Annotated in this window: 26 protein-coding genes; 14 read left to right on the top strand and 12 right to left on the bottom strand. The window is 68.1% G+C overall.

Annotated elements, in window-relative coordinates:
- Positions 1-20: 20 nt before the first annotated feature.
- On the top strand, positions 21-407 hold the full coding sequence (locus HEB94_RS24995; RefSeq protein ID WP_192752151.1) for a DoxX family protein: 387 nt from the start codon (positions 21-23) through the stop codon (positions 405-407).
- Positions 408-459: 52 nt separating this feature from the next.
- On the opposite strand, the gene HEB94_RS25000 is transcribed toward HEB94_RS24995, so the two are convergent.
- The 3 genes from HEB94_RS25000 to HEB94_RS25010 all read right to left on the bottom strand — a co-directional run bounded on the left by HEB94_RS25000 (position 460) and on the right by HEB94_RS25010 (position 3,686).
- Positions 460-1,677 carry a low temperature requirement protein A gene (locus HEB94_RS25000; protein ID WP_192752152.1) on the bottom strand — a complete coding sequence of 406 codons (1,218 nt, stop codon included), beginning with the start codon at positions 1,675-1,677 and terminating at the stop codon, positions 460-462.
- A gap of 209 nt (positions 1,678-1,886) precedes the next feature.
- On the bottom strand, positions 1,887-2,474 hold the full coding sequence (locus tag HEB94_RS25005; protein ID WP_192752153.1) for an NADPH-dependent FMN reductase: 588 nt from the start codon (positions 2,472-2,474) through the stop codon (positions 1,887-1,889).
- A 153-nt stretch (positions 2,475-2,627) separates the two neighbouring features.
- Complete coding sequence (locus HEB94_RS25010) at positions 2,628-3,686, bottom strand: ATP-dependent DNA ligase (protein WP_192752154.1); 1,059 nt, start codon at positions 3,684-3,686, stop codon at positions 2,628-2,630.
- 119 nt (positions 3,687-3,805) lie between these two features.
- Between HEB94_RS25010 and HEB94_RS25015 the strand changes: the two genes are divergently transcribed.
- Positions 3,806-4,855, top strand: a complete 1,050-nt coding sequence (locus HEB94_RS25015) for a hypothetical protein (RefSeq protein ID WP_192752155.1) — start codon at positions 3,806-3,808, stop codon at positions 4,853-4,855.
- A 93-nt stretch (positions 4,856-4,948) separates the two neighbouring features.
- Complete coding sequence (locus HEB94_RS25020; protein WP_238361617.1) at positions 4,949-5,899, top strand: GNAT family N-acetyltransferase; 951 nt, start codon at positions 4,949-4,951, stop codon at positions 5,897-5,899.
- Between the two features lie 55 nt (positions 5,900-5,954).
- Here HEB94_RS25020 and HEB94_RS25025 read toward each other — a convergent pair whose 3' ends face one another.
- A complete protein-coding gene (locus tag HEB94_RS25025) occupies positions 5,955-6,506 on the bottom strand; it encodes an AAA family ATPase (RefSeq protein WP_192752156.1) in 552 nt (183 codons plus the stop codon).
- Positions 6,507-6,669: 163 nt separating this feature from the next.
- Here HEB94_RS25025 and HEB94_RS25030 point away from each other — a divergent pair, with 163 nt between their 5' ends.
- Positions 6,670-7,449 carry a class I SAM-dependent methyltransferase gene (locus HEB94_RS25030; protein WP_192752157.1) on the top strand — a complete coding sequence of 260 codons (780 nt, stop codon included), beginning with the start codon at positions 6,670-6,672 and terminating at the stop codon, positions 7,447-7,449.
- Positions 7,450-7,527: 78 nt separating this feature from the next.
- Here HEB94_RS25030 and HEB94_RS25035 read toward each other — a convergent pair whose 3' ends face one another.
- The 4 genes from HEB94_RS25035 to HEB94_RS25050 form a co-directional block, all read right to left on the bottom strand.
- A complete protein-coding gene (locus HEB94_RS25035; RefSeq protein ID WP_192752158.1) occupies positions 7,528-8,343 on the bottom strand; it encodes a phytanoyl-CoA dioxygenase family protein in 816 nt (271 codons plus the stop codon).
- A 187-nt stretch (positions 8,344-8,530) separates the two neighbouring features.
- Positions 8,531-9,370 (bottom strand): helix-turn-helix domain-containing protein, encoded by an 840-nt coding sequence (locus tag HEB94_RS25040; RefSeq protein ID WP_192752159.1) that lies wholly within the window; start codon positions 9,368-9,370, stop codon positions 8,531-8,533.
- A gap of 102 nt (positions 9,371-9,472) precedes the next feature.
- Positions 9,473-10,687, bottom strand: coding sequence for a Gfo/Idh/MocA family protein (locus HEB94_RS25045; protein WP_192752160.1), 1,215 nt, complete (start codon positions 10,685-10,687; stop codon positions 9,473-9,475).
- Positions 10,688-11,128: 441 nt separating this feature from the next.
- A complete protein-coding gene (locus HEB94_RS25050; protein WP_192752161.1) occupies positions 11,129-12,082 on the bottom strand; it encodes an MASE1 domain-containing protein in 954 nt (317 codons plus the stop codon).
- Between the two features lie 199 nt (positions 12,083-12,281).
- On the opposite strand from HEB94_RS25050, the gene HEB94_RS25055 reads away from it, so the two are divergent.
- A complete protein-coding gene (locus HEB94_RS25055; RefSeq protein ID WP_192752162.1) occupies positions 12,282-12,578 on the top strand; it encodes a helix-turn-helix domain-containing protein in 297 nt (98 codons plus the stop codon).
- On the opposite strand, the gene lepB is transcribed toward HEB94_RS25055, so the two are convergent.
- From lepB to HEB94_RS25075, 4 genes are all read right to left on the bottom strand, one after another.
- Positions 12,568-13,125: a signal peptidase I gene (gene lepB, locus HEB94_RS25060; protein ID WP_273376325.1), complete on the bottom strand. Its 558-nt coding sequence runs from the start codon at positions 13,123-13,125 to the stop codon at positions 12,568-12,570. The two genes, HEB94_RS25055 and lepB, sit on opposite strands and share 11 nt — an antisense overlap.
- A gap of 32 nt (positions 13,126-13,157) precedes the next feature.
- Complete coding sequence (locus tag HEB94_RS52695; protein WP_192752164.1) at positions 13,158-13,883, bottom strand: DUF305 domain-containing protein; 726 nt, start codon at positions 13,881-13,883, stop codon at positions 13,158-13,160.
- Positions 13,884-14,034: 151 nt separating this feature from the next.
- Positions 14,035-15,750 carry a copper amine oxidase gene (locus HEB94_RS25070; protein WP_192752165.1) on the bottom strand — a complete coding sequence of 572 codons (1,716 nt, stop codon included), beginning with the start codon at positions 15,748-15,750 and terminating at the stop codon, positions 14,035-14,037.
- Positions 15,751-15,765: 15 nt separating this feature from the next.
- Positions 15,766-16,524 carry a hypothetical protein gene (locus HEB94_RS25075; protein ID WP_192752166.1) on the bottom strand — a complete coding sequence of 253 codons (759 nt, stop codon included), beginning with the start codon at positions 16,522-16,524 and terminating at the stop codon, positions 15,766-15,768.
- A 462-nt stretch (positions 16,525-16,986) separates the two neighbouring features.
- Here HEB94_RS25075 and HEB94_RS25080 point away from each other — a divergent pair, with 462 nt between their 5' ends.
- The 9 genes from HEB94_RS25080 to HEB94_RS25120 all read left to right on the top strand — a co-directional run bounded on the left by HEB94_RS25080 (position 16,987) and on the right by HEB94_RS25120 (position 26,949).
- Entirely contained in the window at positions 16,987-18,027 is a 1,041-nt protein-coding gene (locus HEB94_RS25080) for an ATP-binding cassette domain-containing protein (protein WP_192752167.1), read from the top strand.
- Positions 18,024-18,836 carry an ABC transporter permease gene (locus HEB94_RS25085; RefSeq protein WP_192752168.1) on the top strand — a complete coding sequence of 271 codons (813 nt, stop codon included), beginning with the start codon at positions 18,024-18,026 and terminating at the stop codon, positions 18,834-18,836. Before HEB94_RS25080 ends, HEB94_RS25085 begins: the two co-directional genes overlap by 4 nt.
- On the top strand, positions 18,833-19,687 hold the full coding sequence (locus HEB94_RS25090) for an ABC transporter permease (RefSeq protein ID WP_192752169.1): 855 nt from the start codon (positions 18,833-18,835) through the stop codon (positions 19,685-19,687). Before HEB94_RS25085 ends, HEB94_RS25090 begins: the two co-directional genes overlap by 4 nt.
- A gap of 167 nt (positions 19,688-19,854) precedes the next feature.
- A complete protein-coding gene (locus HEB94_RS25095) occupies positions 19,855-20,628 on the top strand; it encodes a phytanoyl-CoA dioxygenase family protein (RefSeq protein WP_192752170.1) in 774 nt (257 codons plus the stop codon).
- 185 nt (positions 20,629-20,813) lie between these two features.
- Positions 20,814-21,833, top strand: a complete 1,020-nt coding sequence (locus HEB94_RS25100) for an alcohol dehydrogenase catalytic domain-containing protein (RefSeq protein WP_192752171.1) — start codon at positions 20,814-20,816, stop codon at positions 21,831-21,833.
- A 173-nt stretch (positions 21,834-22,006) separates the two neighbouring features.
- Positions 22,007-22,765 carry a DeoR/GlpR family DNA-binding transcription regulator gene (locus HEB94_RS25105; protein WP_192752172.1) on the top strand — a complete coding sequence of 253 codons (759 nt, stop codon included), beginning with the start codon at positions 22,007-22,009 and terminating at the stop codon, positions 22,763-22,765.
- A gap of 17 nt (positions 22,766-22,782) precedes the next feature.
- Positions 22,783-23,820, top strand: a complete 1,038-nt coding sequence (locus HEB94_RS25110; protein ID WP_192752173.1) for an NAD(P)-dependent oxidoreductase — start codon at positions 22,783-22,785, stop codon at positions 23,818-23,820.
- Positions 23,813-24,604 carry an HpcH/HpaI aldolase family protein gene (locus HEB94_RS25115; RefSeq protein ID WP_192752174.1) on the top strand — a complete coding sequence of 264 codons (792 nt, stop codon included), beginning with the start codon at positions 23,813-23,815 and terminating at the stop codon, positions 24,602-24,604. The genes HEB94_RS25110 and HEB94_RS25115 overlap by 8 nt, the downstream gene beginning before the upstream one ends.
- Before the next feature lie 332 nt (positions 24,605-24,936).
- Positions 24,937-26,949 carry an ABC transporter substrate-binding protein gene (locus tag HEB94_RS25120; protein ID WP_192752175.1) on the top strand — a complete coding sequence of 671 codons (2,013 nt, stop codon included), beginning with the start codon at positions 24,937-24,939 and terminating at the stop codon, positions 26,947-26,949.
- The last annotated feature ends 17 nt before the right edge of the window (positions 26,950-26,966 follow it).

A 26,966-nucleotide genomic window follows, 5' to 3' on the forward strand; every position in this document is an offset into this window, starting at 1 on the left:
CGTTTCGATAGGAGGGTTCGATGAGGCGAACCGCCGTGCGGGACCGCTACCGCGTCGGTGCCTACTGGGTCACCACCGCGGTCGCGGCCGGAGAGTGTGCGGTCGGCGGCGCGATGGACCTGCTCCGGATGGCGCCGTTCTACCCCTTGCTGATCGACCTGGGGTATCCCGGTTACCTGGCCACGATCATGGGAACCGCGAAGATCATCGCGGCCGTGGTGCTGCTCGTACCCTCGTTGCCGCGACTGAAGGAATGGGCCTACGCCGGTGTCATGATCAACATGATCGGTGCGGCGGCCTCACACCTCGCCGTACACCAAGCCCCGAGCAGCGTCATCGCACCGGCCATGTTCGCGGGGCTGGCGATGCTCTCCTGGGGCTGGCGCCCGCCCACGCGTCGGCTCTGAATCCCCGGCTCGGACGGACAGGTTGGCCGCTGCCACCGCTCGTCCGGGCGACTCAGGTACGGCGCTGCGCCTTCCGATGGTCGGCCACGACCCGCGTGGCGACGACGCCACAGACGGGAACGCTCATCGCCACGACCGCCCAGGGCAACATGAGCCCGGCCATGGTCGCGGCCGCGACACCGAGAAGGACGACACAGGCGACGAGGACGTAGCCGAGCCTCGGCGAAGGCCCGATCTCAAGCGGTGCGTGCAGCGCCCATTCGAGCAGCAGGAACACACAGACGGGTGTCGCGACCACGAACCCCACCAACCCGATGGGCGAGGCGATGTGATGGGTGAGCGTCTCGGCCACGACCTCCAGGGCGGCGCCGAGAGCCGCGAGACCGGCGAAGATTCCGTAGTGGGTGTAGCTCCACCAGTACGAACGCTCCCGATGGTGGACGAGCCCGTAGCCGGCGGGCGCCAGGAAGTACAGCCACCAGCAGCCGAAGAGCAGAACCAGACCACCGATCCCGACCAGCACGGTGTCGAGGTTGACGCCTGCCCGGACGGCGGGTGCGAGCGCGCGGGAGGTGGCGAGCACACTCTCACCGAGCACGATGAGTGTGAACAGTCCGTGCCGCTCGGCGATGTGGTGCGGATGCCAGGTGATGCTGGCGTGCCGTTCGGCCCAGACGGGCAGAGCCAACTCCGCGGCGACCAGGACGAAGTACCCGACGAAGCCGGCCGTCTCCGGTAGCGCCAGCCGGGCGATCCAGGCGGCCTGCACAAGGGCGATGCCCACCTCGTAGCGGCGCGACGTCACCGCCCGGCCCGGGTCGTCGTGCCCCGCGCGCATCCACTGCACCAGCATCGCTACGCGCATGATCACGTAGCCGATGGTCACGGCGGTCCAGTCCTGCTCGTTCAGCGCCGCGGGGACGCCCGCGGCGAGCACGAGCACTCCGCCCATCTGCAGCAGCGTCACCAGCCGGTAGGGGGCGTCGTCGGGGTCGTAGGCGGAGGCGAACCAGGTGAAGTTCATCCACGCCCACCAGATCGCGAAGAACACCATCAGGTAGCCGACCAGCCCCTGCGCCGTGTGGCCCTCCACGATCGCGTGCGCGAGTTGTGCCGCGGCCGCGGCGACCGCGACGACGAACGTGAGGTCGAACAACAGCTCCAGTGGCGTCGCGGTCCGGTGGGGCTCACCGGCGTCCCGCGCGACCATCGGCACCCGCCACCGACGACCACCACCACCTGGCGGCGCCGTGGCCGGACCGTCGGTCATCGTGCACACGTCCCTACCACCTGCGCGGGTACGCCCACCGTCAGGCTGCTCTGGCGAGTGACAGCACCCCGAAGACCGCCGAGTCGGCTTGTTCGCTCCGAAGGTGGAATCCCCCTCGATGCGAAGGGGTATACCTGGACGACGCCGGCCCCGCCCGACGTGCGGGCGGCCGGAGGTGTCCAGCTACGAAACCGCGAGGCCGGTGATGATCAGCGGTTTCCCGTGACGGCCCCCACGGGTGGTTCGCTGAGAACGCGGACGATGAACGTGTGGAAGTCGTTCATGAACCGCCGGAGGAACTCCTCGGTCCCCTCGTCGGTCACCTTTCCGGCTTCGGTGAACAGGCCCGGCGTGTAGTGGATGTAGCCCTCTGGACTGTTCATCTGAGGTGAACGGAGATATCCCAGCACGCTCCGCAGGTGCTGCTGCGCGATAGCGGTCCGCAGCGCCCCGGGAGAGGCGCCGATCACGGCTGAGGGCTTGCGCGCGAAGGCGTTGTCTCCGGCTGGGCGCGTCGCCCAGTCGATGGCGTTCTTCAGCGCACCCGGAATCGAGCGGTTGTATTCCGGGGTCACGAACATCACGGCGTCCATACCGGCGATGGAGTCCTTGAGTGCCGTACCAACCACCGGATAGTTGTCGTCGTAGTCGTAGCTGTACAGCGGCAGGTTCCTGATCGAGATCTCCGTGAACTCCAGGTCAGGTGGGGACAGGCGGATCAACGCCTTGGACAACAGGCGGTTGATCGACGCGGTCGCGAGACTGCCCACGAGATAGCCGACCCGGTACATGGTCATCGGGATCTCCCTCCCGCCCGAAGTGTGCGCGCCCGCTCAGGGCAGCGCCGTCGGTGGCGAAGACACGCTCGCCGTCCACGCAAGCAGGCCGCGCCGCAAGCCGCAAGGGTCTCTGAGGGGGTGCGCCGCCTGCCTTTCGGCCGCGGCAGAGGCTCAGGGCTGTTCCCTCGCCTCGAGATCAAGGTCGTGGGGGACGTGTTCGGGTGGGATGTCGCGGAGGCGGAGATAGCGGACGGCGTGGCGCCAGCGGCGGCCGCGGTCGGTGGCGATGTCGGCGCTGATCTCCACGACGACGGTCGGTTCGACCCGTACGTAGGGTGTGGTGCCGCTGCGCCAGGTGATCGCGAGCTCTGGTGGCCAGGGATGGTCGGCCGGCGCGGGGAGAAGGTGTGGGGCGATGTCGGCCGCGGCGCGGTCGGTGAGTCGCGTGGAGGTGCCGACGACGCGGAGTCTGCCGGTTTCGGAGTCGATGCGTCCCAGGATCAGGCTGTGTGGGCGGGTCAGTTCGCCGGTGACGCCCCCGATGATGGCTTCGGTGGTGGCGCGGGTCTTCAGCTTCAGCCAGAGGCGGCGGCCGGGTTCGTACCTGCTGGTCGAAGGTTTGATCACGACCCCTTCGACTCCTACGACGGACATCTCGTCGAACCAGCGGCGGGCGACGTCGAGGTCGTTGGTCTGCATGCTCAGGGCGAGGGGTGCGCCTGGTGGTGCTCGCAGGAAGAGGGCTTCCAGGGCGTGGCGACGTGTCGTCAGTGGCTGGCGGCGAAGGTCGCGGCCGGCGAGTTCGAGGATGTCGAAGACGATCAGGTGGGCTGGTTCGGAGCGGGCGAGGTCGTGGGCGCGGCGCCGGTGGGCGTAGCGGTGTTGGAGGGCGGAGAAGTCCAGCTTCCCGCCGGTCCAGCGGACGATCTCGCCGTCCACGACGGTGCCCGGAGGCAGGGTGGAGTACACCGCACCGCCGATCTCGGGGAAGGCGTCGGTGAGGTCGGTTCCGTGCCGGCTGACGAGTTGGACGCTCGCGTCCTCGTGGACCAGGGCGATTGCGCGGTATCCGTCCCATTTCGGTTCCATCAACCAGCGACCGGGCCGTGGTCCGGGCTCGGGAAGGTGGTCGGTGCTCCGCGCGAGCATCGGCTCCAGGGGCAGCCGCACATGCACACGTCCACACTCCGCCGCGAGCCGGACGGAGATGTCAGTGGGGGAGTGCGACACGCTGCGTAGGGGAGTGCGAGGCGGTGCGTGGTGGCTCGTGCGGAGCGTTCGCCATCGCTCGCATCGTCTTGCTCGTTGGTTCATCTTGCCGTCGATCAGGATCGGTAGCGTCCCAGGTCATGATCGAGCATGGCAACGGCTTCAACCGGGTCACCCGCCGTGGTGTCCTCCTCGGCGCGGTGGGCGCCGCCGCACTGGCCGCGACCGCTGGCAACGCCTCCGCGAGCCCTCTCCGCCCTTCCGCAGGTCGACCGCGGGTGCTGGTTGCCACGAACGAACCCTGGGGTACGTACCACGTCAGCCCGCTGCTGGCCGAGGCACAGCGCCGCGGCTACCAGCTGACCCAGCTGGTGCCCGACCGCTCGCAGATCAAGCCGGGCGACCCGGTACCCGTCGCCACGCCGGAGGAGGCACCTGCCGGCGACGTGCTCGTCGTCAACGGGGCCGACGACTGGCCCGCTGACTGCGCCAAGCGGTTCTCCCGGCTGCCGTTGGTGGCCAGCTCCCTGGCCTACCTGCAACCCGTCGAGGCACCCCGCGCCCGTGAGCTCCGCCCGCGGCTGCGCACGATCACGTCGTCCTCGCCCGCCGAGGGGCGGTCGTTCGCCAAGTACCTCGGTCAGCACCGTCGGATCCAGATCGTCGGCTCGCCCCAGACCGACGGCCTGCCCGAGCGCAGTCCGCAGCCCGACACCGTGCTCGTCCTGACCAGCGTCACCTACCCGGACGAGACCGGTGGAGCAGCGCCCGGCACCCAACTGCTGCTGGACGCGGCGGCCCGGCTGCAGGCGGCCGGCAAGCGGATCCTGGTCGGCCTGCACCCACGTGAGAATCCCGCGCTCTGGGACCAGTACGAAATCAGCCCCGTGCCGTCCGTTCAGGCATCGGCGACCGCTGAGGCGGCTGTTGGAATCCCCGGTACGGTGTTCCCGCTCGTCGTCGCCGTGGGCACACCGGTCGTCGGCTGCGTCGATCCGGCGCTGGAAGTACCCGACTACCTCCTGGACGTCTGCTCCTCGACCATCGACACCGCCGACGCGGCTGTCGCCGCCATCCAGGCAGCGCAACTGCCTGACGCGCACACCATCGCCGACGCTGTCGGTCCGGTCGGTGGGTCGGCGGCACGGCTGCTCGACGCGTGGGGCCAGGCGGCACGGCGCGGCAAGTAGGTTCGGCGACCCCCACAGGTCTCGTCCTGGGGTCCGGCCGCAGATCGGCCTCGAACGCATTCGTTCGGCGCGCGCTGAGCTAGCGTTCCACCCATGGATCTGGGCATCCCGGCGGCGCGAGAGCTGGGACGGTGCTTCTTGGCCGCCCAGCATCCCTTGACCCGACTGTGGGTGGACGATGCCGTACGGCTGAACATGCTCGCCGAGCAATGTGCCGACGACGTGCAGCTGGCAACCGACCTGGATGTCGCCGCGTCGCGAGCACAGAGGTTTGCGCCCGGCCTCCCCGCCGAAGCACTCCTCAACCGTTGGACGGCCGCGAACGATGACCTGAACGCAATGCTGAGCATGAGATGGGAGGGCGGAGATCCAAACAAGCCGTTCGTGGACGCAACGGTGACGAGTCGACCGCTCACGGGTGATGACCTGCCCGTGCTGGTGCGTGCCGGCGCCGAGGTCTTCGGAGCTCTTCGTCCTCGCTACCTGCGCCTGTGGAGTGCCGCGCCACCCGGCCGATTCGTCGGAACCAGACCCGACAGACGATTTCTCGCTGCGCCTGTGGGAGGGCTCCGTGCCGGCTTCGAACAGTCCGTGCCATCGGAGCTGATGCTGACGCCGACACGCGATCTGGACCATTACCAGGATGCCAGCGCGGCCTACGACGACATCGACCACGAGCACCGGGCGCACGCGGAGCAAGCCCAGATCGCGAGCCGCAGGGCCCTCGAACAGAGCCTGAGGGCAGGCACTCTGTTCGACATCGCCGTTGAGGGGCACTGGGCGGGGTATGTGTCCGTGAGGACCAAGGGCGAGTCGCTGGGCATGCCGGCCTACGTCGTCCAAGAACTCGTCCTGGCCACGAAGTTCCGCGGCCGCGGATACGGACCTCACCTGACGACGCTGCTCGCGAGAGCACTGCCGGACGAGACTCGCGTACTGGTCGGCGCCGTCCACGCTCGCAACAGAGGCGCCCGACAAGCCGCCGAACGCGGCGGACGAACAGACGTCGGCGGATGGATCCAGGTACCCCACAAGACAGGTTGAGTACCCCCTGCCCCTGCGCCCGTGGCAGGACGTTCCACCGACTTTGCGGTGCGAGCTAGTACAGCGACGCGGTCAGATCGCTCAGGATCGCCGCCACCGTTTCTTCCGGCGTTTGGGAGCTCGAATCGAGCCACAAGCCGCGGCGCGGAGTGTCTCGGAGTGCGAGTCGCATCGAGGCGACTGCCTCTGTGAGTGTCATGCCGGGCTTGTGCCAGTCGCGGTAAGAGGTCTTGCCCCTGCGAACCTCTCGCTCCACGATGGCCTCGACCGACGGATCGAGAACGACCAGGTGACGCTCGGCGTTCCTGATCCACGCCATCCACCTGGTGACATCTTCGCCCAGAACGATGTCGGTGTAGACGAAATCGAAGCCCGCCTCTGCGTAGTGCTGTGCGACGAGCGCTGCCGCGTCGTATCGCAGCCGCACCTGACGGACCGCCTCCGGGTCGGGGTCTGGAGTCATGTCGACGTTGCCGGCGGCGACCATCCGGTAGAAGACATCGCCATCGAAGGCAGCGGACAGTGGACCCAGGCGGGCCGCGAGCAGGGGCCCAATCGTCGACTTGCCAGCGGCCTGCATGCCCGTGACCATCACGACTCTTCGCATGGCGACCAACCCTGACCTCCGGAGCAGTACTCGATCACCGTCGCGCTGCGCGGCAGACAGTAGCGGCGCGGCACAAGAGGGCACCAACGAATTACCGCACGGACCGGGGACCGTCGGGTGAAACCGGTTGAGTCGACGCGCGACGTGACACTAGCTTCTACGGATGCGAGAAGCCCTGTCCTATGAAGACCTGGTGTCCGAGGCCCTCGCGGCACCGTTTCGTGGCTGGGACTTCAGCTACCTGAAGGACCGGGTGCGCGACTGTGAGATTCCTTGGTCCTACGAAGACCTGGCCAGTGCCGAGATCTCGGAATCGACCAGGCTCCTCGACGTGGACACCGGTGGTGGCGAGACGGTGGCCGGTGTGCTCGCGATGCTGCCGAAGCACGCGCGACGTCCGGCCCACATCGTCGCCACCGAGGCGTGGCAACCGAACGTCCCGATCGCTCGCGAACGCCTCGAACCGCTTGGGGTCGACGTACGGCAAAGCGCATCGGGGGAACCGCTGCCCGCCGACGACGCCGAGTTCACCCTCGTACTCAACCGGCACGGTGCCTGCGATCCGAACGAGCTACGCCGGGTCCTCCAGGCCGGTGGGGTCTACCTGAACCAGAGCGTGGGACGACGCAACGACATCGAACTCAACACCGCACTCGGCGGCCCCCCGCCCAGGTACCCCGAGTCCGCGACGCTCGACCATGCCGTCGCCGCGCTCGAGCAACACGGGTTCGAGATCGCCCAAGCCGAGGAAGCCTTCACCGAGTTCGCCTTCTGCGACATCGGAGCGGTCGTCTTCCATCTCAGCGCCGTGTCGTGGCAGGTACCCGGATTCGACGTCACGACCTACGGCCGTCCGCTGCGAGAGCTTGACGCGCGGATTCGCGAGGAGGGGCCGTTCGTCGTGCTCCATCACCGCTTCCTGGTGAAGGCGGTTCGCCGCTGACGTCACGCGAGCGAGGGGCGATCCCGGCTGTGGGAGGCGCCCCTCGGCTCTCGTCGCGCGGATGCCTCGGCGGGGCTCCTACCGCGATGTGTCGGCGACCTGCAGGTCGCCCGGCTGGAGAGCACCCTCGCCGAAGATCAGCGAGTAGTTCTCGCGGCCCTTCGTGTGCCGCGTCCGGCCGTCCATGTAGCACACGCTGAACGCGCGGCGGGAGATCTCGGTGTTGTTGATGTCGGAGGAGTGCACCAACCAGTTGTGCAACAGGACGGCCTGACCTGCCTCGAGTTCGAGATGGGTCACCTTCTCGGCGGGGCAGTACGTCGTGGCCTGGTCGCGGTCGAGGAAACCCGAACCGTGCTCGGGGTTGATCAGGCCGTACTTGTGGCTACCCGGGATCACCTGCACGCAGCCGTTGGCGACGGTGGCGGGGTCGAGCGCGGTCCAGACGGTGATGAGCGGATCGCGGTCGAGGAAGGCCCAGCGGTCCTGGTGCCACGGCAAGAACGTCCCGTGCCGGGCCGGCTTGTTCATGAACATCGCCCGGAACGCGGTGACCGGGATGTCGCCGTAGACCCGCTGGCAGATCTCGGCGAAGAGCGGACGCTGCATGTACGCGAGGAACAGCGGGTCGAACTCGAGGTCCTGGATCTTGCGGTAGTCGAGGGTCGCGCCCTTGAACCCCTTGGACTGCTTACCCGCGTCGGCGTACGCGCCGCTGCTGCTGTCGAGCTGCATCAGCATCCGGTCGTAGTCGAGGTCCGCACGGCCGAGCATGATGTCGTCGATGCGCTGCTGCAGCGCGCGCAGGTCGGCGTCGTCGAGCACCTTGTCGAGGACGACGTAGCCGTGCTCGTCGTAGGACTCCCACTGTTCCGTGGACAACTGGCCAGTCATGGGTCGGTTCCTCCGATGGGTGTGCGACGCCGCACGAACCGACAGCGCCAGGGACAGTGCCGCGTCCACGCTAGGCGGAGAAGCAGGCATCCGGAATGGAGCCCTTGAACGTCACGATGGAGAATCTGAACTTCGCGGCGTCACGGTGGGACGAGGATGTCCGTACCAGGCCGTCTTTTCCGGGACGTCAGGAGGGCTGGTTCCCCGGGTCGAGCTGATGTCGGTACTCACTCGGGCTCCGGCCGAAGTGGTGCTTGAACGCCCGACTGAAGTAGTACGGATCCTCGTAGCCCACCTCACGGGCGATCACCCGAATGGTCAGCTGGCGGTCGGTCAGCATGGCCGCCGCGCGTTCCATCCGGAGCCGGGTGAGGTACTGCAACGGGGTCAGGCCGAGCACCGTCCCGAACACCCGGTTGAGGTGCTGTCCACTGAAGCCGGACAGCTCCGCCAGTTCGGCGAGACTGGTGCGGCGCGCCAACCGCGTGTTCAGTTCGTCCAGCACGTCGGCCACCACGGGGTCGACGGGGCGTGGGCGTAGCAGGCCGAGGGCCGCATCGTGCAGGAGGAGTTCCAGGGTCACGAGACGGGCCCACGCCGGCAGAACGAGGCGCACCTCGTCGGCGGGGCGGTCCCACTCGGTGATCAGCGCGCGGAGGTAGCCGTCCAGTCGGGTGCCCGCCCGCACCGCGCGAAGTGTCGGTGGGCGCAGCAGGTCGAACACGTCCTGGCCACCGGTCAGGGTCGCCTCGACGTGGAGCGACCCGAGGACCACACGTCTCGTCGTGGACGTCGCCGAGTGGGGTACGCCCGGCGGCACGACCAGGAGATCCCCGACCCGCAGCGGCAGGGTGCGCTCGCCAAGAACCCAGGTCACCCGGCCGCGGCGGACGAAGATGAGGTTGTAGTCCGGCACGGTCCGCGGCACCAGCGTGTAGCCGGCGTCGCGGACCTGCCGTGACCCGCCGACCGCTCGCACCTGCGTGTTGGCGACCACGAAGTCGAGGAAGGGTGGGGACACCGGCATGGGCCCACCACCCGCGGCGCGGTCCGAGCCGTCGCCCGTTTCGCCCGCGTCAGCACCGACCATCGGCGACAGACCGCGAACGACAGGTCAGGAAACGACCGGTCAGGACTCTTGGGCTCCCTGGCCACCGGGCCTGCCCGGGACCACGGCCTGGACGTCGTCGTACTTGCCCTCGAGGATGTCCTCGAAGATCACGGGCTGGCCCAGCGTCGCCGACACGTAGAGCGCCCGGACCAGCGCGAGCGACAGCAGTGCTTCCCGCACGTCGACCAGCGGCCGGGTGCCGTTCTTGATCGCCGTGGCGATGTCGTCGTACTGGCGCAGGTGGCCCTTGACGAAGGTGTCCGGGTCGTTGCGGCTGCCGGAGAACTCGTCGTCGAGTTCCTTGACCGCCGCCTCGGCCTGGTTGCCGCGGACAGCAGCGCTGCGGAGGTTGTCGGCGACGACGCCGTCACCCGCGTGCAGGTAGCGGAGTTCGTCGTTGTCGATGATCGCCGAGCCGAGCGAGCCGTGCACCTGGAGCCGGGCCGTGAGGCCGGGGTAGGCGCCGGTGGTGCAGTGGAGTACGGCGAGCGCGCCGGACTCGAACCTGATCGTCGCGGTCGCGGTGTCCTCGATCTCGATCCGCTCGTGGCTGAGCTGGGCGGTGTGGGCGAAGATCTCGGCGGGACGGCCGAGGAACCAGCGCAGCAGGTCGACGGTGTGCACACCCTGGTTCATCACCGCGCCGCCGCCGTCGAGCGCCCACGTGCCGCGCCAGTCACCCGAGTCGTAGTACTGCTGACTGCGATACCACGCCATGGTGGCCACGGCCGAGGTGATGGTGCCCAGTTGCTGCTCGTCGAGCGCCTTTCGGACGGCCTGGCTGGCGGGGTCGAGCCGGTGCTGGCTGATCACGCTGACCACCTGGCCGCGTTCCTCGGCCGCTGCGACCTTGCGAGCGAACTCGACTCCACGCTGAACGCTCACGTCGAGCGGCTTCTCGACCACGACGTGCACGCCCGCCGCGAGGCATTCCTCGGCCTGGTCGATGTGCATCCCGCTCGGGGTGCAGACCGCCGCCAGGTCGAACTCGCCGTCGCGCAGCGCCTCGGCGAGCGAGCCGTAGACGACGGGTCGCGAGCCGCCCTCGGCCACCACGGCGTCGGCTACCTGGCTGGTCGCTTCCGGCTTGGGGTCGAGCAGGCCGGTGACCGCGAAGTCGGGATGCCGGGTGGTGACGATGGCGTGGTGCTTTCCGATGATGCCGCAGCCGACGATCAGGATCCGGATCGGACTCTCGGAACGGACGGCATTGGCGCTGGTCGGCGCGGTCATCGGATCTCCTTCGAACTAACGCTGTCAGGGTGCCAGCTCTGGTGCGCCGCCATTATGGCTGACTGAAATAGGCAAGATGTCCCTTGCAGTTTCCGGTAGGAACGCCCTCGCACGGGGGGGTTCGGCCTCGTCGGCTGGGTTCTGACGGCGTGCCGGCGGCGATGAAACCGCAGGTCAGCAAGGGGCGCCCGAGGGTTTGTGGGGATCGCCCGAGACGTGACCAGAAACGGCCGCGGCCATGGCGCCGGCTCCGCTCGGGGCGGGTCCTCCGGGCCAGGTCGGCCGGATCCGGCAGCGGCGGAGGCGCACCGGCAGAGCGGGAGCGACTTCGCAACCCCTGACCGCACTCGTGTTTGGTCACGAGTTTGTCACGAGGCCGGTACGGCGTGCACCTGCTACGACGCGGACCGTTGCCCTCGCGTGTCGAGGACGCGCGTGTCCCTACCCCTGGCGTGGCCGGGCGCTCTCGTCCAACTTGTTCAACGCGTGGACGAGTTCGATGGAAGCGTTCGCGATCCGGTCCTGCGCGCGGTTGCGTTCCGACACGGCAACGGCGAGGGCGAGGGTGGCAAGCGACGCCGTCGCGACGAAGGCCTCCAGGGTGATCAGGTCGTTGTCTGTCGCCAACCGCGCCGGGAGATGGAACATCGAATAGACCGCGATGGCGGAGACGATCAGGATGCTGGGCGTGGAACCAGCTAGTTGGAAACGCCAGGCTGCCCAGATGAGGGGAGGGAAGACGAGGAAGAGCATCTGCCGGTTCGGGCTGACCATCGTGACCGCGAGCGTGAGCGCGGCCGTGCCCGCCAGGAGTGCGACCGCCTCCAGGGCGCGGAGCGGACGTACGTGACGGGGCCATCGCATTCTCCGTATCGCCAGGAGGAACGGAGTGACGACGAGAACGCCCATTGCCAGGCTCACCCACGTCACCAGTGTCAGGTCCCAGAAATCGGCCGGCGGTGAGGTTCCCAGCAGAACAACCACGCTGGTACGAATGACCGCGGCGGGGATCATCCCGACACCGGCTGCCAAGGCCACCAAAGCCAGCAGGTCCCTTATTCGGTCGAGTTGGGTATGGAAGTCGACTCTTCGGAGAAGGGCGCAGACGACAGGATACGTGGCGGTCGTCGCCAGCGAGAGGGCCACTCCGTCCAGCAAGGGTCGGCCGAGCGTCTCGGAGGTGAGGAGAGCGCCGAGAAAGGTCCCCGGCCAGACCCGCAAGCCAAAGATCATCAGCCCGGCAACGGCGATACCGGCAGCCGGAAAGAGGACGCGCGTGAATTCGCCCTCGGCGAAGAGTTGGAGTCCCCAGAAGCGTCCGACCAGGTAGGCGGCCGTGACGGCGATGTTCTGCAAGCCGACGATCGCGACCTGACGAATATGTCGATTATGCACGCAAGGCACCTGCTGGCGTTATGACCCTGATTGCTGCTTTGAGTCGGAAAACCCCTTAACGAATTGTCCGAGCGTACCTGGAAACCCGGCTCCTGGCCAAGGTGAACGTGATCGCAGCGGCCATCGCCATTCCTGCTTCATTGCCTTTCCTTTGCCTTTTCTTGGTGATACGGTGCATTTGCTGCCTTGGGGAGGATCTATGACTGTCGTCCAAACGTCGAAGGTGTTTCTGGGGCGTCAGCCGGCGGCCGTCGACAGCGCCTTCGCCATTCTCGAGACGGTCGCTCGACTCGGTCCGGGTGTCACCACACGGACCCTGATCGAGACCCTCCAGATGCCGCGGGCGACGACGTACCGCCTGGTGCGGCATCTGGTCGAGCAGGGCTACCTCGTCCGCGGCCCCGGGCTCATGCTGGGGCCTCGGGTACACGCGCTCCTGCAGGCGGCCCACGGCGAGGACGAGCCGGCGGCGCCGGACGTGCACCTCACCAGGTGAGGAGTATCCGCGCACGGACCTGTGCCGCCGGCACCGTGCCCGCACCCTGGACCCGCATCGCTCGGGAGTCGAGGGATTCGGGTCGGTTGTCGCCCATGAGCCACAGGTGGCCCGCCGGTACTGTCACCTCGAACGTCGCGGAGCCAGCGGAGCCGGCCGCCCGGGGAAGGTACGGCTCGTCCAGCGGGACTCCGTTCACGGTCAGCTGACCGTCGGCCCGGCAGCAGGCGACGACGTCGCCCCCGACGCCGATGACCCGCTTGACGAGATGGTCCGGCACCGCTCCCACGGCCGTACGCTGCAGCCGGGCGAGCGGCTCCCGCCAGGAAGTGGGTGTGCGGACCACGACGATCGCGCCTCGCCGTGCGGTCCGGGATCCGGCACGCGCCACGAGGAGATGGTCTCCCTGCAGCAACGTCGGCGCCATCGAGTTCGACGTGACCCCCATCAGCCGGATCCCCGTGATCCCTGTCGTGGCGGTCACCACGCACCATGCGACCGCGATCCAGATGGCCGCCACGACCACGGACCGACGCCTGGGTGTCATCGTGACCCAGGCACTGGCGACGGCCCGGGCGGTCACGGTGCCCCGGCCCCGGGCGTTGGGGTGGCCCCGGATGCCGGGGTGGCCCCGGACAACGAGTCCGCGAGGCGACGCATGTAGGTGATCTCGGTCGTCTGCTCGCGGATGATGTGCTGGGCGATGGTGCGCGTGAAGCTGTTGTGGTCGGTCCCGAGGTAGTCCTGCGACATGGTGACCGCGCCCTCGTGGTGTTCGACCATGAGTCGCAGGAACTCGACCTGGGCCTCCTCCCGTGGGAGCGTCCGCACCCGTGCGACCGTCTCGGGCGCGACCATGCCCGGCATCGAACTGCTGTCGTGGGCGGCGTGCATGGCGGGGGCGTGCGCGCCGTGGCCGTACTTCCGGAACGACTCCTCCCACGCCCGTGACCACGTGGTCATGACCTCGATCTCGTTCTTCTGGTCCGCCGCGATGTAGCGCGCCGTCGCCGCGACGCGTTCGTCGAGCCCCTCGTGGCGGAGGACGTTCTCGCTCAACTCGATCGCCTGGCGGTGGTGGGTGAGCATGTCGGCGACGAATCCGCGGTCGGCGGCCACGGGGATCTCGGCCTGCCGTAGTTCCGGAAAGGCGGCGACCGTGCCCCAGGGACGTTCGACGGTCCTGGCGGCGGGCGCGGTGGCGGTGGTTCCGCCAAGCTGGACGGTCGTGTCAGCCCCGGCCGCCCCACAACCCGCGGTCAGCAGGGCGATGACGAGCGCACCGAGCCAGGCTGTTCGGGACACGTGCTGCTCCTTCGTTCGACGAGTGGGCGCCAGACGTGGGGGAGAGGTCGGGACGTCGTCGCGGGTACGAGCGAGCGGACAGGCGGTGGAGACGACGCGCGTCCCCACCGCCATGCCGCCGCTCCTCAGGGCGTTGGCCTACCGCGTTGGCTTACCGGGCCGGCTGGCCGGCCTTGACCGCGATCGGCGCGGACTCCGCCGTGCCGGAGGGATAGCCGGTCTGCGAGGCCGTCACCTTGACGGTGATCTGCTTCCTCGCGTCGGCCTTGACCGGTGTGTACGTCTCACCGACCGCCGGCGCCGGCGTACCGTCCGCGGCGGTGTTGACGATCGGCTCACCGTTGCGGAACCACACGTAGGAGTAGTTCCACGTGGTGCGGGCGGTGTTCCACGTGCCCGGGCTCGCCGTGAGCCGCGTGCCCACCCGGACCGGCGTGGAGGCCGGGGTGATGGTCGGCAGCGCGGTGTTGGTGGCGATGCAGGGGCGGGTCGTGGTGTTCACCGCGCCGCCGGTCGGACCGTTGACGCAGGACCGCGCCTCGGTGATGAACGGCGACTGGGCGAAGAAGTCCCGCGGCACCAGCTGGAACTTCTGCCAGTGGATCGGCATCGGGCTCTGGTCCTCGTCCTTGTCGGTGTGGTGGAACCCGACGTTGACCCACGCCACCGGGTCGGTGAGCTCGTGCGTGTCCTCGGCCACGTAGTCGAGGATGTTCCTGCCCGGGCAGCCGGCGTTGAGGTTGGCCGAGGCGTACTCCTCACACGCCCGGCTGTTGGTGAACGTCACGGTCGGCTGGGTCACCGGGATCAGCTGGTTCGTGGCGTTGCGGTTCACGATCTCGTACGAGCGGGGGTGCCCGTCCTTGTTCTTCGAGTTCGGGTTCAGCACCCGCCACCAGGTGAGCTGGTCGTTGCCGTCACCAGGGACGGCGTTGAACGCCCGGCTCTTCGTGGTGCCTGTCCCCTCGACGATCGGGGCACCCGCCCCGACGCCAGGGCTGGTGAAGTCCCACTGCTCGACCTGCTGGAGTTCGCCCTTGTCGATGCCGAAGTCGACCCGCCAGATGGCGTTGTGCCAGTGGGAGGCGGCGTAGTGCTGGATCTGCGAGGTCGAACCGTCCGGGTTCGTGACCGTGGTGGGCCCGGACAGCGGCCAGCCCACCTTCGGGTCCACCCCGAAGAAGTTCGATCCGGGGGTTCCCGGCGCGATGTCACCGGTGGCGCCGAGCCCGACCTCGATCTGGCCGTGGTCGTCGAAGACGAGCCGCTCCTGGTACTCGTACCACGAGATCTTCGAGATCGAGGAGACCGTCAACGCGGTGCCCTGCTCGGCGTACAGAACGCCGCCGCCGATCTGCGTCTCCTGGGCGTGGGTGGTGAGGCCGACCGGCTCCTCGTCGACGCAGATGCCGGGGATCGTCCGCTCGATGAGGTTGTTCTGGTAGGTGAAGGACTGGCTCACCGGGAGCGCCTCGCCCTTGCAGACCTCGGGCACCTGCGCCATGAGGTACTGCTTGCCGAAGCCGTACGACGTGATGTCGTTGTACTGCACGTGCCCGGTGTCGTACGGCACGTTGAGCTGGGCCATGTTGAGCTGGTCGAGGACCCGCTTGTAGCCGGCGTACTCGTAGTCACCGGTCTTCGGTTTGAACTCGATGCGCTCCAGGACCAGGCCCTTGATCGGGTGGACGCGGGCGCACATCCGCCAGGCGGCGCCGTTCTCCAGGACCTTCTCGATCTGGCTCTCCTCGCAACCCAGGTTGGGCTGGTCGGCGACAGCCACCGGCGATGCGGCGGCGAGTCCGGCGCCGGAGACGAGCAGCGCCGCGGCCGTGGCGACAAGACGCGTCATTCGGGTACTACGCATGGATGGTCGCCCTCCTTACTTGGTCGCCACGACGGACTTGGTGGACAGGTTGACGACGAAGTCGAACGTGCTGAGGTACGTGCCGCTCGCCGTGGAGACCATCAGTTGGGCGCAGCGCTGCTTGCCGCACTCCTGACCGGACTTCGTCGTCCCGTCGTAGACCCAGGACCCGGCGACGTACTCGACCTGGTCCGCGGAGATCACCGGCACACCCTCAGACGCCTCGAACTCCTTCTTGAACGACAGCGCCTCCTCCGAACGGATCGCGATCTCGATGGCGGTGTCCGCCTCGGTGCTCGTGGTGGGCGGCTGCAGGTTGGTGCCCTTCGTCGATGTCGCGACCTTGCCCGCCGCGAGGTCGACGACCTGGTTGAGGACGGAGTTGGTCGCGTAGTCGTACAGAACGACGAGGGCGCTCCGGGCCTTGGTCTTGACGGCCTGCTCCGGGAGGTCGACGTAGAGCACCTCCGGCGCGGAGGTGCCGTTCACGTCGGTGGCGCCGGCCGCGGACGCGTCCGAGGTGGCGACGTGGATGGCGTAGCCGACCTCGTCGGTGCTGAGGGGGTCGCGCCCAGAGCCGAGTTCGGGCCTGGTGGTGGGGAGAGTTCCGTCTCCGACTTTCGTGAAGGCCCCGCTTCCGTTGCCGTCGTCGGCGCCGCTGACACCTTGCTGGTTGAGCAGCAGGGCAGCGGTCACGGTGACGCAGGCGAGGAGGACGGCGACCGCGAAGGCGAGCGGTCTTCTCCGCCACGCTCCGCTGAACGACGCACTCACATGCTCTCCTTGGGATCCGGTGGTTCCCGTGGCCCAGCGGCCACGGAAGGTGACGCATCCATCGCAGGCCAGAGGCTAGGAACGCCGCGCGTCAGCTGATCACCTCCCAGGTTTCCCGCAGATCTCACTCCGGTGGCGGAGGTAAACAGTGGGACGGCGTCAAATGAGACTCCGCTGGCGGCGTGGATGCGTCGTGGAGTGCGTCGCTGGGTGCGTCGCTGGGTGCGTCGCAGGGTGCGTCGCAGGTGGAGGTGAGCCGGTGCGGCCTGGGTCGGGGTGGCCAGGTAAACGGGATTGACCTCGCCGCTCGACGCGCCCTAATGTGCAGGTGGCAGCCGCACCACGGAAGTGCCTCAGGGTATGACACCGCCCGGCGAGATTTGGTGGATCAGCTCTGCGCCCCCCGCGCATTGACGCTGCCCGGTCCGAACCACCATCACACCTCGGAAGCGGTGCTCACACGTGACGTCCGTTCACGCTCCCCTGGATCAGCCTGCCGTCATCGCGGTCGCTGGCCTCACCAAGACCTACACGTTCCACCAACAAGGTGCCGGCCTGGCCGGCGCCCTGCGAAGTCTCGTCCGCAGAACCTACGAGACGCGCCTCGCGGTCGAGCGCATCGACTTCACGATCGGGCGTGGCGAGGTCGTCGGCCTGCTCGGTCCGAACGGCGCCGGCAAGACCACCACGCTGAAGATGCTCTCCGGCCTGCTCTACCCGACCTCCGGTGAAGTGGAGGTCCTCGGCCACACGCCGTCGAAGCGCAAGCCCGACTACCTGCGCCGCATCGCCCTCGTCATGGGCCAGAAGACCATGCTCTGGTGGGATGTGCCGGCGATGGAGAGTCTGCTCCTGCACAAGGACATGTACGACCTGACGACCGCGGAGTTCGACCGTAACGTCGCCGAGTTGGCCGACCTGCTCGAGGTACGGGACCTGCTGAACGTGCAGGTGCGCAAGGTCTCCCTCGGCGAGCGGATGAAGCTCGAGTTGATGGCGGCCCTCGTCCACCGCCCGGAGGTTCTCTTCCTGGACGAGCCGACGATCGGCCTCGACGTCGTGGCGAAGGCCCGTGTGCGCGCGTTCCTCGCCGAGGTCACCCGACGCCACGACACCACGATCCTCGTCACCAGCCACGACATGGACGACATCGAGGCGCTCTGCTCGCGGGTGATGGTCATCGACCACGGACGACTGCAGTACGACGGCAGCCTGAGTGGGCTCGTCCGGTCCGCGCGGCCGCGCAAGCTCGTCCAGGCGACCTACGCGCGAACCGTCGACGGCAGCCGACTGGCCGGCGTCGAGGGAGTCGTCGTCTCGAACCACAGCTCGGACCAGATCATCAGGCTGGAGGTCGAACGGGAACGCACCGGCGACGTGCTCGAGCAGTTGGCTCGGCTCGGCCCGCTGGTCGACCTCGACGTCGCGGACGCCGACATCGAGGACATCATGCGTGACCTGTTCCTGCGGCGTGACGCCCTGGGCACGGGTGAGGCGCGATGACGACCTTCCGGCGTCACGCACGCGTCCTTCGCCGGATGACCGCGGCCCACATCGCCATGTCCCTGACGTACCGCGGCGAGTGGCTCGTCTACATGGCGGCCAACATCAGTGTGCCGATCATCTCGCTCCTCATCTGGCGAACGGCGCTCGCGAACGGCGCGCAACTCCCGATTGACGAGGAGTTCGTCACGACCTACTTCGTTCTGCTGAGCGTCGTCACGATGGCCACCTCGTCGTGGCTGACGACCTTCCTGGCGCGCGACATCAGGCTCGGCAAGCTGTCCAGCTGGATGGTACGGCCGGCCTCGCTGCTGCTGACCTTCGTCGCCAACAACCTCTCGGAGAAGGTCATGAAGACCTTCGCCCTGCTGCCGATGATCGGTGTGCTCTGGTGGGTCTTCCACGACTCGATGCACTTCCCGGCCGGCGGCGGTCACCTGGCGCTGTTCGCGACAAGCATCGTTCTCGCCGCCGTGCTGGTGTTCACGATCGACATTCTGGTCGCCTCGCTCGCCTTCTGGATGGACGACGTGGCCGCCCTGCATCAGGCGCGTCAGCTCATCGCGAACGTGCTGTCCGGCTCGATCGTTCCGCTCGCGCTGATGCCGGACTGGTCGCGGGGCTTCGTCGACATCCAGCCGTTCCGCTACACGGTGTCGTTTCCGGTCGAGATCCTCGCCGGTGACCTGTCGGGCGCCGAACTCCTCACCGGCATGGGTGTTCAGCTCGGTTATGTTCTCGTGTTCGGTGTCCTCGCCCGCCTCGTGTGGACGGCCGGGCTCCGGGGCTACTCGGCGGTGGGCGCATGACGACGCGGACCCGTACGTACGCGGAAGCGCGACGACCTCTCGACCGCACCTGGTGGAACCGGCAGGAGCGGCATGTCCGGCTGTGGCGACGATTCGTGTCGCAGGCGATCGTGCGCGAGACGCACTACCGTGCGCACTTTCTGACGACGTTGGTCGTCGGGCTGGTGCAACTCGGGCTTGCGCTCGTGCCGATCCTGTTGCTGTACGGCTACACCGACGACGTGCGGGGCTGGACCCAGCCGGACGTGATCACGCTCGTCGGCCTGTACCAGGTCGTCACCGGGGTCCTCGCCACGTTCGTCGCGCCCAACCTGACGCGGATGACGACCTACATCACCGAGGGCGAGCTCGACGCGGTCCTCGTTCGGCCGGTGTCGAGCCAGTTCTACCTGACGCTGCGGTGGGTCAACGTCGCCGAACTCGGCAACGTCGCGAGCGGGGTGCTCCTGCTCGTGTTCGGGCTCATCCGGTCGGGTGCGAACCCGAACCCGCTCGAGATCCTCCAGGCGGTGGTGCTCGCCACCTGTGGGACGGTGTTGCTCGCCACCGTGTGGTGCGCGATGTCGTTCACCGCGTTCTGGCTCCAGTCGGTGAACCCCGTCGCCTTCCTCTACACCAATCTGCTGGAGTCGGGGCGGTACCCGCTGGTGTTCTTCCCGACCGCCGTTCGCGCCTTCCTCACGTTCGCGTTCCCGGTCGCGTTCGCATCGACGTTCCCCGCGCGGGCCCTACGCGGCGACCTTGGATGGCTGCCGGTCGTGGGAGGTCTCGGCCTCGCCGTGGTGGCGGTGCTGCTCGTGCGTGCGCAGTGGCGCCGCGGCCTTCGGTCCTACGCCAGCGCCAGCAGCTAGCGACCCTGCGGGACGAAGACCGCGAATTCCGCTGCCGTGACCGGACGGTGAGGTTCCGGTGACGGCCAGACGATGGTCGAATCGGAAGCCACGGGTGACGATCATGGTCGAACGAACAGCGTCCCTCTCAGGCAGGTGTTCCTTCCTCGAGCGATGGGAGTCGAGTGATGGCTGACCGGTTGCCCCTTCTGACCTCGAAACAGATGGCGCAGTTCGTCGCGGCGGGGTTCGTGCGGTTCGACGCGGTCGTCGATCCGGCGATCGGCGACGCCATGGCGGCAGAGCTCGACAGTGGTCGCGCACTGCCCCGGGCGGGCCGCCCGCTCGAGTCGGTGTACCCGGACGGGTCGCCGTTCCAGCGGATGCTCCAGACCCCGGTCGTGGCGGGGGCGATCCGCAGCCTGGTCGGACCGGACGCCTTCGCCCACAACCACGACACCCACGTACGTCCCGCCGACCACGGCAGCGCCCAGCCCCTGCACGCCGACCAGATCGCCGAGCTCCGCGTGTCCCGGGACGTCTCGAGCGGCTTCGACCTCACCGTCATGTACTACCCGAGGGAGGTGACGCTGGAGATGGGCGGCACGCTGGTGGTCCCCGGCAGTCACCTCCGTCAGATCCAGGGCGCCGACATCGGCCGCTACCAGAACCTCCGGGGGCAGGTTCCGATGGTGTGCCCGGCAGGCACGGTGACGCTGCTGCACCACGGCATCTGGCACTGCGGGCGCCGCAACGACGGTGACCGACCGCGTTACATGTTCCGGGTGCGGATCCATCCGACCGTCCCGCAGGTGCGGCTGTGGGACACCAGCGACCTCGACGAGCCCGAGGTGGCGAGGATCCTTCGCCAACGCTTCGACTGGTACGAGCTCGCCTCCGCGCGGCACGAGCTGATCAACCGGACGCGGATGTGGCTCGGCCTGACCGGCGAACCGGCGTAGCGAGAGGGGAGCGCGCGCCCAGCGGTGAAGGCGTTCGGGCCCGAAGGTACGGCACTCGACCTTGACCGGCGGGGACGACCGCAGCACACTCGTGTTCGTTCGAACATCAGTGGTCGCGGCGACACGTACGAGACAGGCCCACCTGCCGCAGGGTAGGTCGGAGCCGGGTCACGGAGGGCAGCGACGTGCGAGCGGCAGTCCTGGACAGCGTCGGACGGATACGGATCGTCGAGACCGAGGAACCTTGTCCGGCATCGGACGAGGTGCTCGTGCGAATGCGGGCGGTCGGCATCTGCGGCTCTGACCGGCACGCCTTTCAGGGTCACCATCCCTTCCGGCGTCCACCGGTCGTCCTGGGGCACGAGGGAGCCGGACTTGTCGCCCAGGTAGCTCCCGGAGGGCGGTTGCGCGTCGGTGATCGGGTCGCGATCATGCCGGTGCTGTCGTGCTGGGACTGCCGGCTCTGTGAGGTCGGCCTGTCCCACCTGTGTCCGCACAAACGCGTTCCCGGCGTGGGCTGGCAGGGGCTGCTCACGGAGTACGTCGTAGCACCGGAACGCGTGCTGTTTCCGCTCGCCGACGACATCAGCTACGGCGAGGGAGCGATGGTGGAGCCCGTGGCAGTCGCGTGGCACACCAACCAGGTCGGCGGGGTCGTGTTCGGTGACTCGCTCGCGGTACTCGGAGCGGGGGCGATCGGGACCCTCGTGGCCTGCGTCGCGAGGCTGCGCGGGGTCGGGACCCTGGTGGTGAGCGACCTCGTGGACGCCAGGCTGCGGCGGGTCCAGGAGTTGACCGGTGCGTCCGTGGTGAATCCCTCCCGAGCCGACGTGGTCCGGGAGGCACGGGGCCTGGCCGGGGGAGAGGGCTTCGACGTCGTGGTGCTCGCCTCGGGGCATCCCTCCTGCATGGACGAGGCACTCGCCCTGTGCCGTCCACGGGGAACGATCGTGGTGCTGCCGATGTTCGAAGGCCCGGTCATGGTGAACCTCAACCCCGCCGTCCTCGGTGAGGCGGTGATCCGCGGTTCGACGATCTACACGCCCGCCGACTTTCGGGCCGCGGTGGACGTCGTGAACCGCCGGGTGCTCGACGTCCGTCCGCTCCTGGCCGAGCCGCTGCCACTGGAGCGGACGCAGCGCGCCTTCGAGATGTGGGAGGCGAACACCGATGCCGGCAAGGTCCAGATCGACCCTGCCCGGTAGCTCGGCATCGCGGTCGCACGCCGGATGAGGAGGCGGGTCAGGATCTACACTCGTGACCCACAACTGGGCATCGACTTCGTTGCGTCGCAGAAGCTGGCCCGGCTCGCTGGGGATCGACCATCCAACGGCATCGGGACAGCTGCGAGGAGACGTGACGGGACAGTGAGCGGGCGATGACCGCGGGAGGCGAGCCGGGTGGGAGACAACGCCGAGACGCGATCCTGAAGCTGCTCACGGAGTCCGAGCGGCTCGACGTCGCGGAGCTCAAGGACCAGTTCGGTGTCTCGGAGATGACGATCCGCCGCGACCTGGCCAAGTTGGCCGACGACGGGGTCATCCGCCGCGTCCACGGCGGCGCGGTCCGCTCCGAGCGGTCGCCGTTCGAGACCCGCACCGTGCAGCACGCCGCCGAGAAGCGGCGCATCGCGCAGCGGGCGGCGGCGCTCATCACCAGCGGCGAGACCGTCGGCATCGACATCGGGACCACGGCCCACGCGGTGGCACGCGCCCTACGGGACCACTCGCTGGTCGTGGTGACGAACTCGGTCAACGTGGCGGTCGAGTTCCGCGACACACCGAGCAGGGTGATGCTCCTGGGCGGCTTCCTCGGCTCGGAGCTTTCCACCGTCGGGTCCTTCGCCACCGCGGCGCTGCAGCGCCTGCACCTGAGCACCCTGATCCTTGGCTGCGGCGGACTCGTCTCCGACCGCGGGCTCACGTACTTCGACATCGAGGAGACCGAGGTACGCCGCGCGATGATGAACATCGCCGACCGGGTCGTCGTCGTCATGGACCGCTCGAAGTGCGACCACACCGAGACAGTCGTCCTGGCGTCGCTGGCCGAAGTCGACGTTCTCGTCACCGACGCCGAGCCGCCGGCGCAGATCCGCAAGGCTTGTCGACATCACGGCGTACAGATCATTCTCGCGTGACCCCATGGAGGCAGTCGATGGCTGAGACATTCCGCGTCGGGTTGACCCGTGACTTCCTCACCGCTGAGGGACGGATCGGTTGGGGAGAGATCGGACTGGAGGCGCTGACCTCGGCTCGGGGACTGAGCTGGGACTTCATCGACGCGGACGAGCCGGAAGTACCGGCGCGCGTCGCGGCCGCGTACGACGCCCTCATCGTCCTGGCGCCCACGGTCAGCGCGGCGACCCTGCAAGAGGCCGACCGACTCCGGCTCGTCGCACGCTTCGGCGTCGGCTACGACAACGTCGACGTCCCGTCGTGCACGGACGCCGGCGTGCTGCTCACCATCACCCCGGACGGCGTACGTCGCCCGGTCGCCGTCGCCGCGCTGACCATGATGCTCGCCCTGATGCACCGGGTTCGCGACAAGGACCTCCTGGTGCGCACCGGACGCTGGCACGACAAGCTCGACTATCAGGGGACAAGTCCACGGGGGCGGGTGCTCGGACTGCTCGGCTGGGGCAACATCGGCCGGGAGATCTCCTCGATCAGCGCGCCGCTCGGCATGCGCCAGCTCGCCGCGGACCCCTACGCCGATCCCGCCGCCGCGGCAGCCGCGGGGGTCGGCCTGTGTGACGTGGACCGGCTGTTCTCAGAGGCGGACGTCATCGTGGTCACCTGCGCGTTGACGGCGGAGACCCACCATCTCGTCGACGCCGAGCGGCTGGCGAGGATGAAGCCCACCGCTTACCTCGTCAACATCGCGCGAGGTCCGATCGTCGACCAGAAGGCGCTCACCGCCGCGCTCGCCGAGCGGCGGATCGCCGGAGCGGCACTCGACGTGTTCGAGTCCGAGCCGCCGGCCGAGGACGATGGGTTGCTCGGCCTGGACAACGTTCTGCTCGCTCCCCATGCCGCTGCCTGGACCGACGAGCTCGCGCTCGGCAACGGCACCAGCGCGATCCGGGCAGTGCTCGACGTGGCCGCCGGCCGAGTTCCGGCCCACGTGGTCAACCCGGAAGCCCTGAACCATCCGAAGCTGTCCCCGTTGAAGTCGAGGTCGATCGATGAGTGAGAACAACGAACGACGTTTCGCACCGAGTCCGGTCAAGCAGGCCCTGCGCGAGGGGAACCTCGTCGTAGGGACCTTCGTGTTCGAGTTCGCCACGAACGGCATCGGCCGCCTTGCCGCGGGAGCCGGGGCCGAGTTCGTCATCTACGACGCCGAGCACACCGGCTGGGGATGGGAAACCCTCGGCCGGCTGGTCGCCACGACGAGGGGTGCCGAGCCCTACGTCAGGATTCCCGGGACGGAGCGGTCGGCGATCTCTCGCGCCCTCGACGTCGGTGCGCGAGGGATCATGGTGCCCATGGTGGAGTCGGCGGAGCAGGCCGCGACCATCGTGTCCTGGGCGACCTACCCGCCACACGGTGTGCGCGGCGCCGCCTTCGGGCTCGCACACGACGACTACGCGCGGGAGGACAACGACACCTTCATGCGCTGGGCGAACGAGGAGAAGGCGATCCTGGCCCAGATCGAGACGGTCCGCGGGCTCGCCGCCGTCGAGGAGATCGCCGCCGTCGACGGCGTGGACGTCTTGTGGGTGGGCCACTACGACCTGACCAACAGCATGGGCATTCCGGGGAAGTTCGACCACCCGGACTACCTCGCCGCCCTTGACCGGGTGGTGGCGGCGGCGCGGAGCCACGGCAAGTACGCCGGATTCATGGCCGGCAGCCCCGCGGAGGCGGCCATGCTGGTCGAGCGCGGTTTCTCGATCCTCGCCTACGGCGGCGACCTGTGGGTCTACCAGGACGCGCTACGCGAGGGCATCACGAAGGTCCAGGGACTTCGGTAACCCTCCGTCCGCCAAGCCTCGACCACCCGAGCCTCTCCAACCCTGGTTGGAGAGGCTCGGGTGGTCGAGGCTGTGTGCGCTCGAACATCGCCGTACGTCGACATCTTCGACTCGCCAGCCACGGCCCGATGGATGCGCCAACAAGTGAACGGTGACCGAATGGTGTGAGTCTTGACACTGTACGTTGCCGCTCCTAGTGTCGAAGCCGCTCTGTTCGTTCGAACATCGCTACTCGCTCGGCACCATCTTCCGCGAGCACCAACCACCGCCCCGGCCTGCCGCTGGTTCCAGTCCCGACGGCATACCGGGCCTCTTGGTGAATCGAGGCAACGATGAGCGGCAACGATCAACTCCCGCGCCGGACCGCCAGGAGGTCGTTCTCCCGGCGGGACTTCGTTCTCGGCGGCGTGACCGCCACCGGTCTGGTCGCCGCCACCTCGTGCGACCTGCTCTCCACCAACCCCCGAGGTGAGGAGGGAGGCGGCGGGCCCGTCGATGCCAAGCTGCGTGAGGCGCCGATGCTGTCGGCACGGATCAAGGCGGGAGACCTTCCACCGTTGCAGAAGCGGCTGCCCGCGAATCCGCTGGTGCTCGAACCCGTCGACGGCGTCGCCTCCTACGGCGGAACCTGGCGCTGCCTGCTGCTCGGGCAGAACGGCACCGACCTGTACCGCCAGCTTGCCTACGACACCCTCGTACGGTGGGACGTCCAGTGGCGCAAGGTGATCCCCAACGTCGCCGAGTCCTGGGACGTCGACGCGACCGGCACCGTCTACACCTTCCACCTGCGCAAGGGCATCCGGTGGTCCGACGGGCACCCGTTCACCGCCGACGACGTCGCGTTCGCCTACGAGGGAATCATCACCGACCCCGACCTGACCCCGGTCTCGACCAAGGAGTTCGTCAGTGGGGAGTCGTTCGCGGCCTTCGACCAGATCGACGACCACACGGTCAGCTTCACCTTCGCCGAACCCAACGGTCTGTTCATGGACCGGCTGGCGTCACCGGGCTTCGCGACGTCGCGCATCATCCTGCCGCGCCACTACTTCGCGCAGTTCCACCCGAAGTACACCGACGGTGTGGAGGCGCTGGCCAAGAAGGAAGGCTTCGACGACTGGCGTGACTTCTTCCTCTCCAAGGGCGGTGGGGGCACCATCGCGGTCGAGTACTGGAGCAACGCCGACATTCCGACGCTCTTCCCCTGGCTGGTCAGCACACCGCTGACCAGCAAGGGACGGCTGGAACTCGAACGCAATCCCTACTACTGGAAGGTCGACCACGAGGGGCGCCAACTGCCCTACCTCGACCGCGTGACGTTCGACGTGGTGAGCAACGCGGACACCATGCTGCTCAAGGCGACCAACGGTGAGATCGACTTCGACGCCAGCCCGTACAACTTCGTCACGCTCGCGAACAAGCCGGTGCTCGCCCGAAACCGCGAGCGCGGCGACTACCACTTCGTCGAGGTCACCGACAGCAGGAGCAACTCCGTCGTCGTCCAGCTGAACCTCAACCATCGCGATCCGACGCTTCGCCGGCTCTTCCAGAACAAGGACTTCAGGATCGGCCTGTCCCATGCCATCAACCGTCGGGAGATCATCAACGCGGTGTTCCAACGACAGGGCGAACCCTGGCAGGTCGCCCCGCGCAAGGAGTCCGGCTTCTTCGTGGCCGAGTTCGCCACGCAGTACACCGAGTTCGACGTGGCCAAGGCTCAGGAGCACCTGGATCTGGCGGGTCTGACCGAGCGCGACGCGGACGGCTTCCGCCTGCACGGAAACGGCGACAAGGTCTTGTTCAACATCCTGGTGACACCGGACTCCGTGGAGTCCGTGTCGGCCATCGAGCTCATCAAGGGCTACTGGCGTGAGGTCGGCGTCGACCTGCAGATCTCCAATGTCAGCGGCGACCTGAAGGTCACCCGCCAGCAGGCGAACGAGTACGACGCGATGGTCGACACCGCCTTCTACGGCATGCAGGACGGGATCCTCTACCCGAACTGGTACTTCCCTTCCCGAGGCGACGCTGCGTTCGCGCCGGCGTGGGGTGCGTGGTACGAGTCGGGAGGAAAGGACGGCGAGGAGCCGCCCGCACGGGTGCGACAGCAGATGGACCTGTACACCAGGCTCACCCACACGGTGTCGGCCCAGGAGCGCGACGACCTCTACACGCAACTGCTCGCGATCTCCCAGGAGCAGTTCTACGTCATCGGTACGGTGCTTCCCACCGGTGCCTACGGCATCGTGAAGAACGAGTTCCACAACGTGCCGAAGAGCCTGCTCTACGGCTGGGTCTATCCACTTCCCGGTCCGACCAGCCCGGAGCAGTACGCCAGCAGGGTATGAAGTCCAGGCCCCGGGCA

This window comes from Actinopolymorpha pittospori, from assembly GCF_014873875.1.
Taxonomy (GTDB): domain Bacteria; phylum Actinomycetota; class Actinomycetes; order Propionibacteriales; family Actinopolymorphaceae; genus Actinopolymorpha; species Actinopolymorpha pittospori.

What these genes read in the sequence shown, in the direction of transcription:
- HEB94_RS25000 (WP_192752152.1), bottom strand. Translation starts at nt 1,677, where the DNA reads ATGACCGACGGTCCGGCCACGGCGCCGCCAGGTGGTGGTGGTCGTCGG.
- HEB94_RS25055 (WP_192752162.1), top strand. Translation starts at nt 12,282, where the DNA reads ATGACTGTCGTCCAAACGTCGAAGGTGTTTCTGGGGCGTCAGCCGGCG.
- HEB94_RS25120 (WP_192752175.1), top strand. Translation starts at nt 24,937, where the DNA reads ATGAGCGGCAACGATCAACTCCCGCGCCGGACCGCCAGGAGGTCGTTC.
- HEB94_RS25030 (WP_192752157.1), top strand. Translation starts at nt 6,670, where the DNA reads ATGCGAGAAGCCCTGTCCTATGAAGACCTGGTGTCCGAGGCCCTCGCG.
- HEB94_RS25110 (WP_192752173.1), top strand. Translation starts at nt 22,783, where the DNA reads ATGGCTGAGACATTCCGCGTCGGGTTGACCCGTGACTTCCTCACCGCT.
- HEB94_RS25005 (WP_192752153.1), bottom strand. Translation starts at nt 2,474, where the DNA reads ATGACCATGTACCGGGTCGGCTATCTCGTGGGCAGTCTCGCGACCGCG.
- HEB94_RS25035 (WP_192752158.1), bottom strand. Translation starts at nt 8,343, where the DNA reads ATGACTGGCCAGTTGTCCACGGAACAGTGGGAGTCCTACGACGAGCAC.
- HEB94_RS25095 (WP_192752170.1), top strand. Translation starts at nt 19,855, where the DNA reads ATGGCTGACCGGTTGCCCCTTCTGACCTCGAAACAGATGGCGCAGTTC.
- lepB (WP_273376325.1), bottom strand. Translation starts at nt 13,125, where the DNA reads ATGACACCCAGGCGTCGGTCCGTGGTCGTGGCGGCCATCTGGATCGCG.
- HEB94_RS25040 (WP_192752159.1), bottom strand. Translation starts at nt 9,370, where the DNA reads ATGCCGGTGTCCCCACCCTTCCTCGACTTCGTGGTCGCCAACACGCAG.
- HEB94_RS25020 (WP_238361617.1), top strand. Translation starts at nt 4,949, where the DNA reads ATGGATCTGGGCATCCCGGCGGCGCGAGAGCTGGGACGGTGCTTCTTG.
- HEB94_RS24995 (WP_192752151.1), top strand. Translation starts at nt 21, where the DNA reads ATGAGGCGAACCGCCGTGCGGGACCGCTACCGCGTCGGTGCCTACTGG.
- HEB94_RS25025 (WP_192752156.1), bottom strand. Translation starts at nt 6,506, where the DNA reads ATGCGAAGAGTCGTGATGGTCACGGGCATGCAGGCCGCTGGCAAGTCG.
- HEB94_RS25090 (WP_192752169.1), top strand. Translation starts at nt 18,833, where the DNA reads ATGACGACGCGGACCCGTACGTACGCGGAAGCGCGACGACCTCTCGAC.
- HEB94_RS25015 (WP_192752155.1), top strand. Translation starts at nt 3,806, where the DNA reads ATGATCGAGCATGGCAACGGCTTCAACCGGGTCACCCGCCGTGGTGTC.
- HEB94_RS25045 (WP_192752160.1), bottom strand. Translation starts at nt 10,687, where the DNA reads ATGACCGCGCCGACCAGCGCCAATGCCGTCCGTTCCGAGAGTCCGATC.
- HEB94_RS25070 (WP_192752165.1), bottom strand. Translation starts at nt 15,750, where the DNA reads ATGCGTAGTACCCGAATGACGCGTCTTGTCGCCACGGCCGCGGCGCTG.
- HEB94_RS25105 (WP_192752172.1), top strand. Translation starts at nt 22,007, where the DNA reads ATGACCGCGGGAGGCGAGCCGGGTGGGAGACAACGCCGAGACGCGATC.
- HEB94_RS25085 (WP_192752168.1), top strand. Translation starts at nt 18,024, where the DNA reads ATGACGACCTTCCGGCGTCACGCACGCGTCCTTCGCCGGATGACCGCG.
- HEB94_RS25115 (WP_192752174.1), top strand. Translation starts at nt 23,813, where the DNA reads ATGAGTGAGAACAACGAACGACGTTTCGCACCGAGTCCGGTCAAGCAG.